The sequence below is a fragment of the Aminobacter sp. BA135 genome (assembly GCF_050859125.1).
In the GTDB taxonomy this organism is placed as follows: domain Bacteria; phylum Pseudomonadota; class Alphaproteobacteria; order Rhizobiales; family Rhizobiaceae; genus Aminobacter; species Aminobacter ciceronei.
In genome coordinates, this window is the sequence record NZ_CP139573.1 from 142,326 (window position 1) to 157,610 (window position 15,285).

The window sequence follows — 15,285 nt, forward strand, 5'->3', positions numbered from 1 at the left end:
TGAGGTCGTCCTGGTGTCCATGATGTCACCTCAGCATGTAGCGTTGGGTCAACGGCAACTCGTAAGCCGGCTCGCATGTCGCCAGCTCACCATCGACAAAGACGTCGAATGTCTGCGGATCGACGCGGATGTTGGGACAGGCGTCATTGTGCAGCATGTCCTTCTTCGACAGGGTGCGATTGCCGCGTGAGGGCAGCAATGCCTTCTTCAAATCGAGCGTCCCGGCCAGTCCGCGCTCGATGGCGAGCGGATTGACGAAGCATGCCGACAGTGCCTGCTTGGCCCGGCCGAAGGCACCCCATTGCGGACGCAGCAGCAGCGGCTCGCAGGTCATCAGCGAAGCAGCGCTGTCGCCCATCGCGCCCCAGGCAATGAAGCCGCCCTTGATGACGAGCTCCGGCTTGATGCCGAAGAAGGCCGGGCGCCAGATGACGATGTCGGCCATCTTGCCGTCTTCGAGCGAGCCGACATGTTCCGCGATGCCGAAGGTACGCGCGGCATTTATGGTGTATTTGGCGACATAGCGCTTGATGCGCTCGTTGTCGCCGAAACGCGTCGCCTCCTCGGGCAAGCGGCCACGCTGCTTCTTCATCTTGTCGGCCAATTGCCAGGTCCGGCAGATCACCTCGTTGATACGGCCCATGCCCTGGCTGTCGGAGCCAAGCATCGAGATCGCGCCGATGTCATGGAGGATGTCCTCGGCGGCAATGGTCTGGGCGCGGATTCGGCTTTCGGCAAAGGCGACATCCTCTGGGATGGCCGGGTTGAGATGGTGGCACACCATCGTCATGTCGAGATGTTCGTCGAAAGTGTTGATCGTGTAGGGGTTGGTCGGGTTGGTCGATGACGGCAGGCACCACGGCACGCCGGCAACGCTGATGATGTCGGGCGCATGCCCGCCCCCTGCCCCCTCGGTATGGTACATGTGGATGGTGCGGCCGTTGATGGCGGCGAGCGTATCCTCGAGGAAGCCGGACTCGTTCAGCGTGTCGGTGTGGATCTGGACCGGGAAATCGAGCTCGTCGGCCACCGTCAGGCAGGTGTCGATCGAGGCCGGCATGGTGCCCCAGTCCTCGTGCAGCTTGAGGCCGAGGCAGCCGGTCTCGATCTGCTCGACGAGCGACGCAGGTCGGTGCGAATTGCCTCGGCCGAGGAAGCCGAAATTGATCGGCCAGTGCTCGGCCGCCTGCAGCATCTTGCCGACGTTGAACGGGCCGCCGCAGTCGATGCCGACCGTAATCGGACCCAGCGAGCCGCCGAGCATGGTGGTGATGCCGGAGGCGATTGCATGGTCGCAGAGCTGTGCGCTGTCAAAATGGACATGGACGTCGAGCGCACCGGCAGTTGCGATCAGGCCTTCGCAGTCGCGCACGGTGGTCGCCGCCGAGACGATGAGGCGCGGGTCGACGCCGTCCATGGTGGCCGGATTGCCGGCCTTGCCGATGCCGACGATCTTGCCGTCACGGATGCCGAGATCGCCTTTGACGATGCCGACGACGGCATCGATCACCGTGACGTTGCACAACAGGAAGTCGAGCGCGCCTTCGGCGCTGGTGACGCCGGCGGCGAGGCCGGCGCCGTCGCGCAGCGTCTTGCCGCCGCCATGCAGGCATTCGTCGCCATAGACTGCGAAATCCTTTTCGACGACGGCGACGAGCGAGGTGTCGCCGAGACGGAAGCCATCACCGGTGGTTGGGCCATACATTGCCGCATAGTCGCGGCGTGACAGGGTTGCCATGATCGTTCCTCCCCTCAGGCGCCGCGGAAGCCGCGGGCGCGGGCATTCTCAAGAGCCGCGGCCTTGGCCGCCGGATCGTTGGCCGAGCCGTTCGACAGTCCGTTGAGGCCGGAAAGCTGCTGCTGTCCGCCAAAGGTGGTCAGCGGCACATCCTTCTCCTGACCCGGCTCGAAGCGAACGGCGGTACCGGCGGCGATGTCGAGACGCATGCCGAAGGCAGCCGCCCGGTCGAAGTCGAGCGCCTTGTTGACCTCGAAGAAATGATAGTGGCTGCCGATCTGCACCGGCCGGTCACCGGTGTTGACGACCTTCAGCGTCAGCTTGCGGCGTCCGGCATTGAGCTCGATGTCGCCATCCTCGGCGACGATTGCCCCAGGTTCGACGTCGTCGGCCGCTGCACCCGCCGCCGGGCGCAGGGGCTCATGCACGGTGACCAGCTTGGTGCCGTCCCGGAACGTCGCCTCAACCTGCAGCATCGGCAGCATTGCCGCGATCCCGGGCATGACATCGGCCTGGGTCAGGATGGCCGAGCCGATCGACATCATCTCGGCGACCGAGCGCCCTTCCCTGGCACCTTCAAGGATCTCGTCGGTGATGATCGCCACCGCTTCGGGATAGTTGAGCAGGAGCCCCTTGGCCCGCCGCTTGCGCGCCAGTTCGGCCGCCGTATAGATCGTCAGGCGCTCGAGTTCGGTCGGTGTCAGCAACATCGTGGGTGCTCCTCAATTCGAAAACAGGCGCTGGCCCGAAGCGCCATGCATGGCGACCGCGATCTCGCAGAGCGGCGTGAACGACCGCAGCGGTTCGTCGTCGCCGACAGGCAAGCGGGCCGCGGCCTCGATGGCAGGCAAAGCGCGTGAGACAACCTTCTGGGCGTCGATGGCCGATCACGCCAAGCCGCACGGCGGCAGTCGAAAGCGACGCCACCATCTGGTAACCGCCGATCGCTACGGCACTCGCCTCGTCAAGGTCGAGCGCCTGCCAGGCGAGGCCCTGGACGACCGGCAGGTGGCCGCAGGCTTCGCCCTTGCGGACCATGGCGCGATAGGCGGCAGCGCCGCGGGTTCCGATCCGCTCATGCGTGGTCAGAAGCGCCATGCCGTTGCGGCGCGAGCCCGAGCGCAGCCCCTCGACGAAGGTCGAGGCCTCGACCTCGCGGTCGAGTTCGGCCAACGCCTCGAGATCGCCGCCGAGCCGGTGGGCCCGAACCAGCGCGACACGGTCGGCATCGGCCCAGCGATGGCGGATCTGGATGTCGACGAAAGCAGCGAAGTCGAAGGCACCCAGTTTTCCGGCAAGCGTGGACGAGGCCTCCAGCCCCTGCGAGAAGGCAAAGCCGCCGGAAGGGAACTGCCCGTCTGCATGCTGCAGGGCGACGAGCAGATGTGCCGATGGAACGCTCATTCGGCCTCCTCGGTCATCTCGACGCGGCCACCCGAGATGAGCGGCTCGATGCGCGCGGCGTAGGCCGCAGCCGGACCATCCTGGGCGACGAGCAGATGCTCGCCGTCGAAACGCACCCGCCAGTGCAGGTTGCCGGCGTGATAGCCGAGTTCAAGCGCGTCTCTTGCCGAACGCGGCGTGAATCTCAGCCAGCGTTGCTCGCCAGCGCGTACGATCACGGCGCGATGATGGTCGAGCACCAGCACGGCGCCGTCATGCAGTTTCTGGTCGCGCGGCAAGGTGATCGCCACCTCCTCACCCTTGTCGGTTCGCGCCATCAGCCGCCGGCGGTCGAGATCGCCGACGGCCACCGTCACGAACTCCACGGCGTGGTGGTGTTCGAGATGATGGATCGCCTCATGCATTGCCGGATCGCTTCGGCTGCCAAGCACGCCTTCAACTCGGAGCATCTCAAAATCCTTTCTGCGCTTGACGTTTCGGACCGCCGGTCGCGTTCGCCGCTAGAGGCCCATATGCTTGTGGATCAGTTCATTGCTGAGATCGGCGGTGTCGCCGGCCGCCGCGATCTGTCCCTTCTCGAGAATGGCGAAACGATGCGCCGCGGTGCGGGCGAAGCGTATCTTCTGCTCGACCAGGATGATGGTCAGGCCATGGTCACGGTTGAGCGATACGATGGCCTCCTCGATGTGCTCGACGATGTTGGGCTGGATACCCTCGGTCGGCTCGTCGAGAACCAGGATGCTCGGATCGGTGGCGAGCGCACGGGCAATGGCCAGCTGCTGCTGTTGTCCGCCCGAGAGGTTGGTGCCACGCCGGTGGAGGTGGTCTTTCAGGAACGGAAACAGCGTCCAGACCAGCGGCGGCACCGACGTCTGGCCATCCGTGCGCGCGTTGCAGCCGAGCAGGATGTTATCGAGCACGCTGAGACCAGGCACGATCTCGCGCCCCTGCGGGACGTAGCCGATGCCGCGCCGTGCCCGCTGGTAGGTCAGGTCGCCGCTGATGTCGGCGCCTTCGAACTCGATGGCGCCTTTGGTCTGCACGCCGATGCCGAGCAGGCTGCGCAGCAGCGTCGTCTTGCCGACGCCGTTGCGGCCCATGATGCAGAAGACCTCGCCCTCGCGGATTTCAAGGTTGAGATCGTGGATGATGTGGCTGGTTCCGTAGAACGCGTTGAGGTCTTTGAACTTAAGCATGGCTGAGTGTCGCCGATCCTAGATAGGCCTCGATCACCGCGGGGTTTTGTTCGATCTCCTCGGCGGTTCCCTCGGCAAGCACCGCTCCCTGGTGCATCACGGTGATGGTCCGGCAGATGCGGCGGACGAAGGCCATGTCGTGCTCGATCACCAACACGGTGTGACCGCCGGCGAGATCGAGCAAAAGCTCCGCCGTCTTGTCGGTTTCGGCCGCCGTCATGCCAGCGGCCGGCTCGTCGAGCAGGATGATCTTGGGTTCCTGGCTCAACACCATCGCCAGTTCGAGCCATTGCAGCTGGCCGTGCGACAGCTCCGAGGCCTTGCGCTTCATCGAGCCGAGAAGCCCGGTACGCTCGGCAACCGCTACCTCCTTGTCGCTCGGCCTCCCTTTCACCCGCTCGAACAGGTTCTCGAAGACGCGGACACGGCGATTGCTCGCCACCTGCAGGTTTTCCAGCACCGTCATGTCCTTGAACACCGTCGGCGTCTGGAACTTGCGACCGACGCCGCTGCGGGCGATTGCGGCCTCGCCGATGCCGGTGATGTTGCGGTCGCGCAGCCAGATCTCGCCTTCGGACGGCAGCGTCTTGCCGCACAGGAGATCCAGCAAGGTCGACTTGCCGGCGCCGTTAGCGCCGATGATCACCCTGAGCTCGCCATCGGCGATCGACAGGTCGACGTCGCGCACGGCGGGAAATTCATCGAAGCGCACGGTAAGGTTTTGTGTCCGCAGGATCGGTGCAGTCGACACCGCGCCTGCTTGGGATGGCCTATGAACGGCATTCATCGGTTACGCCTCCCTTGCCGACAGCTCAGACTTGACGAGAAGCTCGGCCTTGTCGGGGCGCTCGGTCTTGCCGGAGAGCTTGGCTCCGCCGAGACGCTCAGCCTTGCCGGGACGATCGATGAAAGCCTTGAAGATCCCGGCTATTCCGTTCGGCATGAACAGCACGACGACGACGAAAAGCAGCCCCAGGATGATAGGCCACACCGGCTGGAAAGTCGCACTTTCGCTGGCCAGCGAGCCGACGAAGTTGACGATCAGCGCTCCGATGCAGGCCCCGAGCAAAGAGGCGCGGCCGCCGGTCGCCGCCCAGATCACCATCGAGATGCTGAGCGACGTCGCCATCAGCGACGGCGTGGCAAATTCCGAGGTGACCGTGAACAGCATTCCCGCCAGGCCGGCGACGCCGGCCGAGACGCAGAAGATGAAGAGCTTGTAGTTCTCGACGTCGTAGCCGAGATAACGCGCACGCGCCTCGTCCTCGCGAATGGCCTTGAGCACCTGGCCGATACGTCCGGTCAGCATGTAGCGGGCGAGCAGGATCACCGCGATCAACGTCAGCGCAACGGCATAATAGGCGCTCGGTCCGTAGGGGTCGAATTCAAAGCCGCCGATCTCAAGCAGCGCAAGGTCCGCCAACCCGTTGAAGCCGCCGGTCAGCGGCTGGTTGTTGATGATGAGCAATTGCCCGATCAGCGCGAAGGCCAGCGTGATGATGCTGACATAGACGCCGGTCGTGCGCCGCTTGAACATGACGTAGCCGATGCCGGCGGCCAGGATGCAGGGCACGACGATGCCCGCGATCATGCCGACCGCCACCGAACGGAACGGGATCCACAGGAACGATCCCGTCGTGACGCAGCACAGGTCACGAACCGCATTGGGCTCCATGTTGAGCAGCATCAGCTGCGGCACCGGATTGTTTTCCGGCACGGCAAGCGTCAGCGACATCGCCAGCATGTAGGCGCCCATGCCGAAGAACAGGCCCTGCCCGAGGCTGAGGATGCCGGCATAGCCCCACGACATGCTGATGCCGATCGCGCAGATCGAATAGACCAGATAGATCGCGACGCGGTTGGTCCAGAAGCTGTTGAGCACAAGCGGAAGCGCGAGCACAACGGCGAAGAAGGCGATGTAGGCGATGATGGAAGCGGTGCGGTAAGTCATGCGCTCGTCCATGTTGCAGCCAAGCTCAGCGGCTCTTGGTGACAAAGAGGCCCTGAGGCTTGAAGAGGAGAATGAAGATCACGACGGCAAACAGGACCGTCCGTCCGTAAACGTCGTTTGCCCAGGTGGCGACGAAACTCTGGACTTCGCCGAGAATGCCTGCCGAGGCGAAGGTGCCGAGCAGATGACCGACACCGCCGGCGACGACGACAAGGAAGGCGTCGACGACATAGGGCGTGCCCATGTCGGGCGACACGGTCTTGAAGCCGGACACCAGAACCCCCGCGATGCCGGCAAGGCCGGAGCCATAGGCGAAGGCCAGCATGTTGACGCGCTTGTCGTTGATGCCGCAGGCCGCGGCGGTGTTCCGGGCGACCGAAACAGCGCGCAACTGGCTGCCGAAGCGCGTCCTGTACATCACAAGCCAGGTGATGGCGCCGAGCGCTAGCGCGGTGACGAAGACGAAGGCCCTGTAGACCGGGATATTGGCGCCGAACAGTTGAATGGCCTGCTGCAGTTCGGCAGGAACCGGAACGTTCTGCAGGTCGGAGCCCAGACCGTCGATCTCGACGCCGAACAGGCCGAGCCCGAAATGGATTCGGATCAGCTGCTGCAGGATGAGCGCGATCCCCCACGTCGCCAGCAATGTATCGAGCAGTCGGCCGTACAGCCTGCGCACCACGGTGCGTTCGATGATCAGACCGAATGTCGCCGTCACCAGAAACGCCAGCGGCAGGCAGAGATAGATGTTGAAGCCGAGATGCTTGGTCGCCAGCACCGTGGTGTAGGCGCCGATCATCACCATCTCGCCATGGGCGAGATTGATGACGTTCATGGTGCCGTAGATGATCGCCAGGCCAAGGGCGACCATGAACAAGATCGATGCGATACTCAGGCCGATGACAAAGGTTTCCATGCCGCTTCCATCCGCGTTGGTCGGGGGGGCGTGCCGGCGCGGATTCCGCGCCGGCACAGCTGGCAGTCCGGGACTAGAGTGTTGCCCCGCTCGTCGTGCAGACCCGCTTGTCGGCTGTCTCACCGACGCTGGAATAGGGCAGCGGCACCAGCGGTTCGGCGTACTGGTCGACGATGTCGAGCAGGCCGTCGGCGCGGGTCTTGCCGATGCGCGGCGTCAGGTAGCTGTGCAGGTTGTCGGGGTCGATGGTGACCTTGCCCTGGGGTGCATCGAAGGACAGACCGCCGGCATTGGCGACGATCGCATCGGGCGCGAGGTCGCCTGCCTTTTCCGCGGCCATCGCCCACATGTTGACGCCGATATAGACCGCCTCCATCGCCGCGTGGGTTACGGCGTCGGCGCCGGCGTAGGCCTTGAACGCCTCGACGAAAACCTTGTTCTGCGGCGTGTCGACGGTCTGGAAATAGGGCAGCGAAACATAGCTTCCGAGCGCGTATTCCGGGCCCATCGCCTTGATCTCGACTTCCGTCGTCGTCGAAGCGCAGAGCGGCAGCTTGTCGAAATCGTAGCCCTGGTTGCGCAGCTCCCTGTAGAAGGCGACGATCGAGTCACCCACCACGTTGGAGAAGATCACGTCGGCCCCACTCGAGCCGATCTTGGAGACCATCGACGCCCACTCGGTGTGGCCGAGTGGCAGGTACTCGTCGCCGACCACCTGCATGCCGATCTTTTCGCAGATCGTCTTCGATGTCTTGGCCATTCCGCGCGGAAACGCATAGTCGGAGCCGACGATGAACACCTTGTTCTTGCCCAGGCTCTTCTGCAGCCACGGCAGCGAGTTTTCCAGTTGCTGGTTGGGCACAGCGGAGCCGGCATAGAGCACGTTCTTGGAGCACTCCTCGCCTTCGTACCAGGTCGGCCAGACGAGCAGGCCCTTGCGCCGCTCGACGACCGGCAGCACCGCCTTGCGGCTGGCGGTGGTGTAGCAGCCGAAGATCACCGGGACCTGGTCCTCAATCGTCAGCTTGCGGGCCTTTTCGCTGTAGATGCGCGGCTCGGACGCCGGATCTTCGATGATTGCGCGCAGCTTGCGACCAAGAACACCGCCCTTGGCGTTGATTTCGTCAATTGCCATCTGGGCGCACTGGTTCATCGATTTCTCGACGATCGCGGTGGTTCCGGTCAGTGAATACATGATGCCGACGGGAATCTCGTCGGCTGCCCAGGCCTTGTCGCCGAGACGCAGGATTGAAGGAGCGGCCAGCCCGATTGCCGCGAGGCCCGACGCTTTCAGAAATGTACGCCGATCATGGTTCTTCATAGGTCCTCCTGTTCGCATCGTTGTGCGTTGATTTTTGTGAAGCCGCCCCATTCGCGACCACCTGCACGCTTTATTAGAAACTCCTAATAGTCAATACATCTATAAGTATATTTTTCATCATACCAAATTATTCGACACGTATACGTCTATATCCAGCACATTTTACTGTGCAGAATTGCAAGTAAATATTCTGATAGTATTTTCTTTTGCGACGTTACTTAGTGAATCCTTTCACAAGTAGGGCAGCATGTCTCCAGACATCGGACAAAACGGAGCCGCGCACGCGTTCGCACGCGCTGACCAAAGAGCGTCAAGAAAGTGCTGCAAATCGAACCAACGGCTGCCAACGGCCTTGTCGGGAGCCGAAAAACAAAAAAGCCCGCCAACTCCGACGAGGAGCTTGCGGGCTACATAGCCACTCGGCGCGGACCACATTGTCTCACACCGTATCGACATCCGAGGTTCACCCGGCGTCAATTATTTTTCATATTAGTCACGCATGTCCTTGAACGTCAAGAGCTCATGCGCGTTGATGATCGCACTCGCCAGATCGTCCATTGGCACGCGTTTCGCCATCGCTTGCCGGCGGATGTTCTCATACGCGTCCTGCTCGCTAAGCCCTTGCGTTTCCATGAGAATGTTCTTCGCACGCAGGATGCGGTTGTTGCCGGCAAGCTTGCGCTCAAGCTTGCGGATGCGCTTGCTGGCGTTCTGCCGCTCGAGCCAGAGCGCGCGCGCGATGGTCAAATTGGTCAACAGGCCGAACGGGCGTATCGGCCGCTCGATGACCGCCAGCGCCCCGCACTCCAGCACCACCTGCAGCGTGCTTGGATCCTCATAAGTGACGACCGCAATCAAGGCGGGATCGGATGGCTCCACCGGCCGGAACAGGCTCAGGATCTTGTCACGGTTCTCCTGCTCGATCGACACCAGCACCACCACCGCCGACGGGTTTATCGCATCGGGCAAGGGCCATGTCGTTTCGCAACTGCAGCCGATGCGCCTGAGATGCTCGACCAGCGCCAGCCCCGCCGCATCTGGCGGGTGGATGACTTGGACGCGCAGGCCCTTCAGGTCCTGGAGAATGCTGGTTGCCACCGAGAACGATCCGCTAAGCCTTGCGTTTCAGCTGATGGGGTTTGCTCATCCAATCATCGAATGTCGCCGTGACGAAGTAGGGGTCGGGCCTGATCCTCGTTTCGGATTGCCAGATAATGTCGAACTTGCCGTCGTCATTGACCCGCCCGATGCGCGACCACAATTCGGTGTGGTGGTTGTCGGGGTCGATGCGTATCCGCCCTTGCGGCGCGTCGAACTCCAGCCCGGCGAGATGTTTGGCCAGCGCTTCCGGTTCGTCCGTACCGGCCAGCTCCAGCGCTTTGGCATAGAGATGAACCTGGAAATAGGCAGCCTCGGCGCCCGCCGTAACAGGGGCGTCGGCGCCGAACCGCTGCTTGAAGGACGATACGAATCGGCGCGCCTGCGGCGTGTCGAGCGTCTCGAAGAACGACGCCGAGGTCAGGTGTCCCGCCGCGATGTCAGGCGCCATCTCGGCGACTTCCGCTTCCGTTGTCGTCAGGCTGGCGATCGGCATCGTGGCGACGTCGAAACCGGCTTCCTTGTAGGCCTCATAGAGCATGACCGCACCCGTGCCGACGACCGTCGACACAACGATGTCCGGCTTCAGCTTGCTGATCTGCTTGATGACACGATTGAAATCCTTGCGCACCGGTTCAACGGGCACATAGAGCTCGTCGAGAATGGTCCCCTTGGCTCTCATGACAAGGTCCATGACGACGCGGTTGTATTCGTAGGGGAAGACGTAGTTGGAGCCGACCAGCAGAAAGCGCGTGCCGTAGTTGTCGATCAGATAGCGCGCGAGCTGGACCGCGTTCTGGTTCGACGACGAACCGGTATAGAAGCAACGCGTCGAATACTCGAACCCCTCATAGAAGGTCGGGTAAAACAGCATGCCGCGATAGGCTTCGATTTCCGGCAGGACGGCCTTGCGCGCCGACGACATGTAGCAGCCGAAGATGATCTTGATGCCGTCCTCGGCGAGGAGGCGAACGGCGAGTTCCTGGTACTTTTTGGCCGAGCATTCCGGATCGTAGAAGACCGCCTTTATCTGCCGCCCACGAACGCCGCCGGCCGCGTTGATCTCCTCGATCGCAAGGCGCGTCGCGTTCGCTTCGGCCGTCTCGGCCGCCGCGGTCACTCCGCTGTTGGAAAACAGGACGCCAATCCGCCAGTCACCAGTCGCCATGCGCTATAAGCCACCTATTGAGCAGGTCGATAGAATACTACCCGGTCATCGGCGCGAGCCGGGCGGAGTCTGCTTTGGGAGATTTGGGAAACGCCACTGTTTCCAGTCCCATAGAGATATCCTGACAGCTCGGGAAAGGCAACGCGGCTCTGCGTATCTGCCGCGAAGGAGAGGAGTGTCCGTGTACAGCGTGTTCCGAGCCATTGCCGGCAGGAAGGCGGTCCATGACCGCCTACCGTCTTGTTCGAATGCCCAAGCCACAAATCGTCAGGCGTTGCCGGTGAGCATGTCGTAAAGCGCCAGCGTCACCACATTGGTTGCCAGGACGAGGTCGTCGATCTTGAGCTTTTCGTCGGCACGGTGCGCATTGGCCTCGAGCATCGTTCGGACCGGCGCCGTACAACACGGTCGGAATGCCGGCATTGCTGTAGTGCCGCGCATCGGTGTAGAGCGGCACGCCATGCGTCGGGACGGCCTCGCCGGCCAACTCCGAGGCATGCCTCTGCAAGGCACCGGCCAGGCGCTCCTGCCCGACGAGCGGCTTCAGCGGATTGGCCAGCATCAACTGGCGGACATGGCACTCGACGCCCGGCATCTCGCGCGCGGTCGCCTCAATGAAGGCGATCAGGTCGCGCGCCACCTCCGGACCGTTCTCTTCCGGGATCATCCGGCGATCGACGCGCATCACGATCTTGTCGGGCACGACATTGGTGTTGATGCCGCCGGAGATAAGCCCCACCACCAGCGATGGCGTGGTGATGCCTTCGACCGACGAGCGCTGCTCGGAAAAACCCGAGCGCAACGAATAGAGCCGGCTCAGTATGTGCGTTGCCGCCTCAAGTGCGTCGATGCCCGTTTCGGGCCGCGCCGCATGGGCGGACTTCCCACGGACGTCGATGTCGAGATGCAAGCAGCCATTGTGGGCAGTGACGACGCCGTAGGACAGGCCGGCGCAGATCGCATAGTCCGGCTTGGTCAAACCCTGCTGAAGCAGATGGAGCGGGCCAATGTCGCCGCCGACCTCTTCGTCGTAGGTCAGGTGGATCTCGATCGTGCCCGACAGCTTCTCGCCCAATGCGCGCAGCGCCAGCAGCGCATAGGCATAGGTGACAAAGTCGGACTTCGAGGTTGCCACGCCCCGGCCGTACATCCAGCCATCCTTGATCTCGGCGCCGTAGGGATCGACGGTCCAGCCTTCGCCAGGCGCCACGACGTCTCCATGCGCATTGAGCGCGATCGTCGGACCGGGCCCAAACCTATGGCGGACAATCAGGTTGGTGGCACTGATCATGCCGACGCTCGCAACCAGCGCATCGGGCACCTTGTGTCGCTCGACGGTGAAACCAAGGCCTTCATACAATTGGGCAGCGCGATCGGCATGCGCTGCGCAATCTCCGGGCGGGTTGTCAGACGGCACCTTGACCAGCTCCGCCAGCATGCGCACCTGGTCGTCACGATGCGAACGGATGTAATCCAGCAGACTCTCTGAACCGAGGCCGGGGCTTTTTTTGATAGGGTTCGGTTCCATTAGGGTTTTCCCTGAAAATTCTCGATGAAATGCAAGAGCACAGCCGCCCCCGTTGCAACGTCTGCCGCGGTGACCGACTCCTCCGGCGAATGGCTGATGCCGTTCTTGCAGCGAACGAAGATCATGCCGATATCGGTGATCCCGCTCATCGCCATGCCGTCGTGGCCGGCACCGCTGGGCAGGCGCAGAGGGCGCGTTCCGGCCGCTTCGACGGCGGCCGCGATACGGTCGACGAAATCGGGCGCGCATGGGCAGGACTTGAGATCGAGGATCTTGTCGATGTCGATCTCCACTCCGCGCCTTGCCGCGATGGCCCGGGCAGCGACGCCGAGTTCGTCGAAGGCAGCGTGGCGGACACCGTCAGCCTGCGAGCGCAGGTCGACGGTCAAAGAGACCTCGCCCGGGATGACATTGATCAGTCCCGGGTCGGCCTTGACGAAGCCGACTGTGCCCACCGTATGGGGATGGACCGAGGCGATGCGCTCGACCGCCAGCGCGATCTCGGCTGCTGCCAGGAGCGGATCCTTGCGCATGCCCATAGGCACCGTGCCGGCATGATTGGCCGCACCCGTGAGCGTCACGACGGCGCGCGTCTGGCCGCTGATCGCGGTCACCACGCCGACCGACAAACCCTCAGCCTGGAGCACTGGTCCCTGCTCGATATGAAGCTCGACATAGCCGATCATGTCGCCCGGCCGATGGGCTGCACTGGCGACGGCCTCGGGATCGAGACCGAACGCGATCATGGCCTCGCGAAGGCTGATGCCGTGCGCATCCTTGGCGTTGAACAGGTCGTCACCGAACTGTCCCGTGATCGCGCGGCTTCCGGCGAGCGTCGTCCGGAACCGCGTACCCTCCTCGTCGCCGAAGGCGACGACCTCGATACCGAACGGCAGGCGGCGGCCGCGACCGTTGAGCACGGCAACGCAGTCGAGCGAGGTGATCACGCCGAGCGGACCGTCATAGCGGCCGGCATGGACAACACTGTCCATATGCGAGCCAGTAACGAGATAGGGCCCGCCGCCGCTTTCGGAATGGTAGCGGCCGACGACGTTGCCGGCCTCGTCGATACGCGCGTCCATGCCGGCATCGTGCATCCATCCGGCAATGGTTTCGGCGGCCGTGCGATGTTGCGGCGACAGATAGAGCCGCGTCACGCCAACGCCCGGCTCGCTGATGCTGCCAAGCTCGTCGCAGCGCCGCATGATGCGCCGCCCGGCGTCGGTTTCGTTGAGGTAAGTCGGCATGATGCTATCCCGGAGCCTTGCGCCGCTACTGCCGCTCAGGTGCATGGTGCTTGTGCCAATGGCGGGCGATTTCGTCGCGCCGGCAGATCCAGACGCCTTCGTGCTTCTGGACGTAGTCGAGGAAACGCAGGAACGAAGCCCAACGCCCGGGACGGCCGACGATGCGCAGGTGGAGCCCGGTGGACATCATCCGTGGGGTCCTGTCGCTCTCGCGATAGAGCACGTCGAACGTGTCCTTGAGATAGGTGAAGTACTGGTCGCCGGAGTTGAAGCCGGCGGCCGCCACGAAACGCATGTCGTTGGCTTCGAGTGTGTAGGGAATGCGCAGATGCTGCTTGCCGTTGACGTTTTCCCAATAGGGCAGGTCATCGGCATAGGTGTCGGAATCGTAGAGGAAGCCACCCTCCTCCACCACCAGCTTGAGCGTGTTGGGGCTGCAGCGTCCGGTGTACCAGCCGACCGGCCGCTCGCCAGTCACCCGCGTGATGGTGTCGATGGCAAGCTTCATCTGGGCGCGTTCGGTGTCCTCGCCCATCCACTGGTGGTCGATCCACTTCCAGCCGTGGCTGGCGATCTCGTGGCCGAGGGAGTGCATGATCTTGCCGGCCTCGGGGTAGTGCTGCAGCGCCAGGCCGTTGGCCAGAACAGTGGTGTTGATGCCGCGCTGCTTGAACTCGTCGAACACCCGCCAGAACGCGACGCGCGTTCCATACTCGTAGAGCGACTCCATGTTCATGTTGCGCACGCCGAACAGTTGCGGCGCGCCGATGATGTCGGAGATGAAGTTCTCCGAATGGGCATCGCCGTGCAGGACGCAGTTCTCGGACCCCTCTTCGAAGGCGACGATGAACTGCAGCGCGAGCTTGGCGCCGTTCGGCCAGTTGGCCATCGGCGGCCTGTTGCCGTAGCCGACCATATCGCGGGGGTATGACATTGTTCGATCCTTTCTACCTGTTCCGGACGGACGCCGGCCTAGTCGCGCGGTGCGATTTCAAGATGCTTGACTGATCCGCTCAGCCGCTTGGGCAGCGGATAGGCGAGGTCACCGAATTTGCTGGTGCCGAGCCTCAGGGCGACGATGCCTTCAATGAGCTTGGTCGCAGCGGTAACGCCTTCGATGACCGGAACGCCGATCTGCTCCTGGATATGCGAGGCCAGGTCGGCCATCCCGGCGCAGCCGAGCACGATGGCGCCGATGTCGTCTTCGGCGACGGCGCGGCGGCATTCCTCGACGATGTCACGGCAGGCCGCCATGCCGGTCTCCTCGAGTTCGAGAACCTCGAGCCCGCAAGCCCGGACCTTGCGGCACTGATGCTCGAAGCCGTGAACCTGCAGCAGGTGCTCGCAGATGATCTTGGTGCGGGCGAGCGTGGTGACCACCGAGAAGCGGGTCGCCACGATGCTGGCGACATGGAAGGCCGCCTCGGCGATACCGACGACCGGCCCGCGCGCGATCTCGCGGGCGGCGAGATAGCCGGGATCGCCGAAGCAGGCGATGACATAGCCGTCGACACCGGCGTTCTCTCCCTCGCGGATACGCTCGAGGATGCCGATCGTGCTCAGCGCCTCGTCATAGTGGCTTTCGATCGACGGCGGGCCGCTCTCGACCGAGACTGACAGGATCTCGGTGCCCGACGAGGCAACGCCTTGCGCTGCAGCCAGGTTCTTCCTGGCGAATGCGGAAGTGGTCGTGGGATTGATGATCTCGATCTTCATGA

At 63.2% G+C, this 15,285-nt stretch carries 13 protein-coding genes and 2 pseudogenes; all 15 read right to left on the reverse strand.

Annotated features, from left to right (window positions below):
- Positions 1–25: 25 nt before the first annotated feature.
- Entirely contained in the window at positions 26–1,738 is a 1,713-nt protein-coding gene (ureC, locus tag SLT36_RS28645; protein WP_432289027.1) for an urease subunit alpha, read from the reverse strand.
- Between the two features lie 14 nt (positions 1,739–1,752).
- Positions 1,753–2,448, reverse strand: a complete 696-nt coding sequence (locus tag SLT36_RS28650) for an urease subunit beta (RefSeq protein WP_432289028.1) — start codon at positions 2,446–2,448, stop codon at positions 1,753–1,755.
- A 223-nt stretch (positions 2,449–2,671) separates the two neighbouring features.
- Positions 2,672–3,142, reverse strand: a pseudogene (locus tag SLT36_RS28655) (urease accessory protein UreF); the annotation flags it as partial.
- Entirely contained in the window at positions 3,139–3,591 is a 453-nt protein-coding gene (gene ureE / locus SLT36_RS28660) for an urease accessory protein UreE (protein WP_432289030.1), read from the reverse strand. The gene ureE and the pseudogene SLT36_RS28655, both read right to left, overlap by 4 nt.
- A 51-nt stretch (positions 3,592–3,642) precedes the next feature.
- Entirely contained in the window at positions 3,643–4,338 is a 696-nt protein-coding gene (gene urtE / locus SLT36_RS28665) for an urea ABC transporter ATP-binding subunit UrtE (protein WP_432289031.1), read from the reverse strand.
- On the reverse strand, positions 4,331–5,125 hold the full coding sequence (gene urtD, locus SLT36_RS28670; protein ID WP_432289033.1) for an urea ABC transporter ATP-binding protein UrtD: 795 nt from the start codon (positions 5,123–5,125) through the stop codon (positions 4,331–4,333). The genes urtE and urtD overlap by 8 nt, the downstream gene beginning before the upstream one ends.
- Positions 5,126–5,128: 3 nt before the next feature.
- Positions 5,129–6,289 carry an urea ABC transporter permease subunit UrtC gene (gene urtC / locus SLT36_RS28675; RefSeq protein WP_432289035.1) on the reverse strand — a complete coding sequence of 387 codons (1,161 nt, stop codon included), beginning with the start codon at positions 6,287–6,289 and terminating at the stop codon, positions 5,129–5,131.
- 25 nt (positions 6,290–6,314) lie between these two features.
- Positions 6,315–7,205, reverse strand: coding sequence for an urea ABC transporter permease subunit UrtB (gene urtB / locus SLT36_RS28680; protein ID WP_154384471.1), 891 nt, complete (start codon positions 7,203–7,205; stop codon positions 6,315–6,317).
- A gap of 73 nt (positions 7,206–7,278) precedes the next feature.
- Complete coding sequence (locus SLT36_RS28685) at positions 7,279–8,526, reverse strand: transporter substrate-binding domain-containing protein (RefSeq protein WP_154384470.1); 1,248 nt, start codon at positions 8,524–8,526, stop codon at positions 7,279–7,281.
- A gap of 489 nt (positions 8,527–9,015) precedes the next feature.
- Positions 9,016–9,624 carry an ANTAR domain-containing response regulator gene (locus SLT36_RS28690; RefSeq protein WP_067967401.1) on the reverse strand — a complete coding sequence of 203 codons (609 nt, stop codon included), beginning with the start codon at positions 9,622–9,624 and terminating at the stop codon, positions 9,016–9,018.
- 13 nt (positions 9,625–9,637) lie between these two features.
- On the reverse strand, positions 9,638–10,792 hold the full coding sequence (locus tag SLT36_RS28695; protein WP_432289037.1) for a transporter substrate-binding domain-containing protein: 1,155 nt from the start codon (positions 10,790–10,792) through the stop codon (positions 9,638–9,640).
- A gap of 267 nt (positions 10,793–11,059) precedes the next feature.
- A pseudogene (locus SLT36_RS28700) lies at positions 11,060–12,320 on the reverse strand (ArgE/DapE family deacylase).
- Positions 12,320–13,567, reverse strand: coding sequence for an allantoate amidohydrolase (locus tag SLT36_RS28705; RefSeq protein WP_432289039.1), 1,248 nt, complete (start codon positions 13,565–13,567; stop codon positions 12,320–12,322). The pseudogene SLT36_RS28700 and the gene SLT36_RS28705 overlap by 1 nt, the downstream one beginning before the upstream one ends.
- Positions 13,568–13,592: 25 nt before the next feature.
- A complete protein-coding gene (puuE, locus tag SLT36_RS28710; protein ID WP_083948812.1) occupies positions 13,593–14,501 on the reverse strand; it encodes an allantoinase PuuE in 909 nt (302 codons plus the stop codon).
- A 38-nt stretch (positions 14,502–14,539) separates the two neighbouring features.
- Entirely contained in the window at positions 14,540–15,283 is a 744-nt protein-coding gene (locus tag SLT36_RS28715) for an aspartate/glutamate racemase family protein (RefSeq protein ID WP_432289040.1), read from the reverse strand.
- Positions 15,284–15,285: the final 2 nt, after the last annotated feature.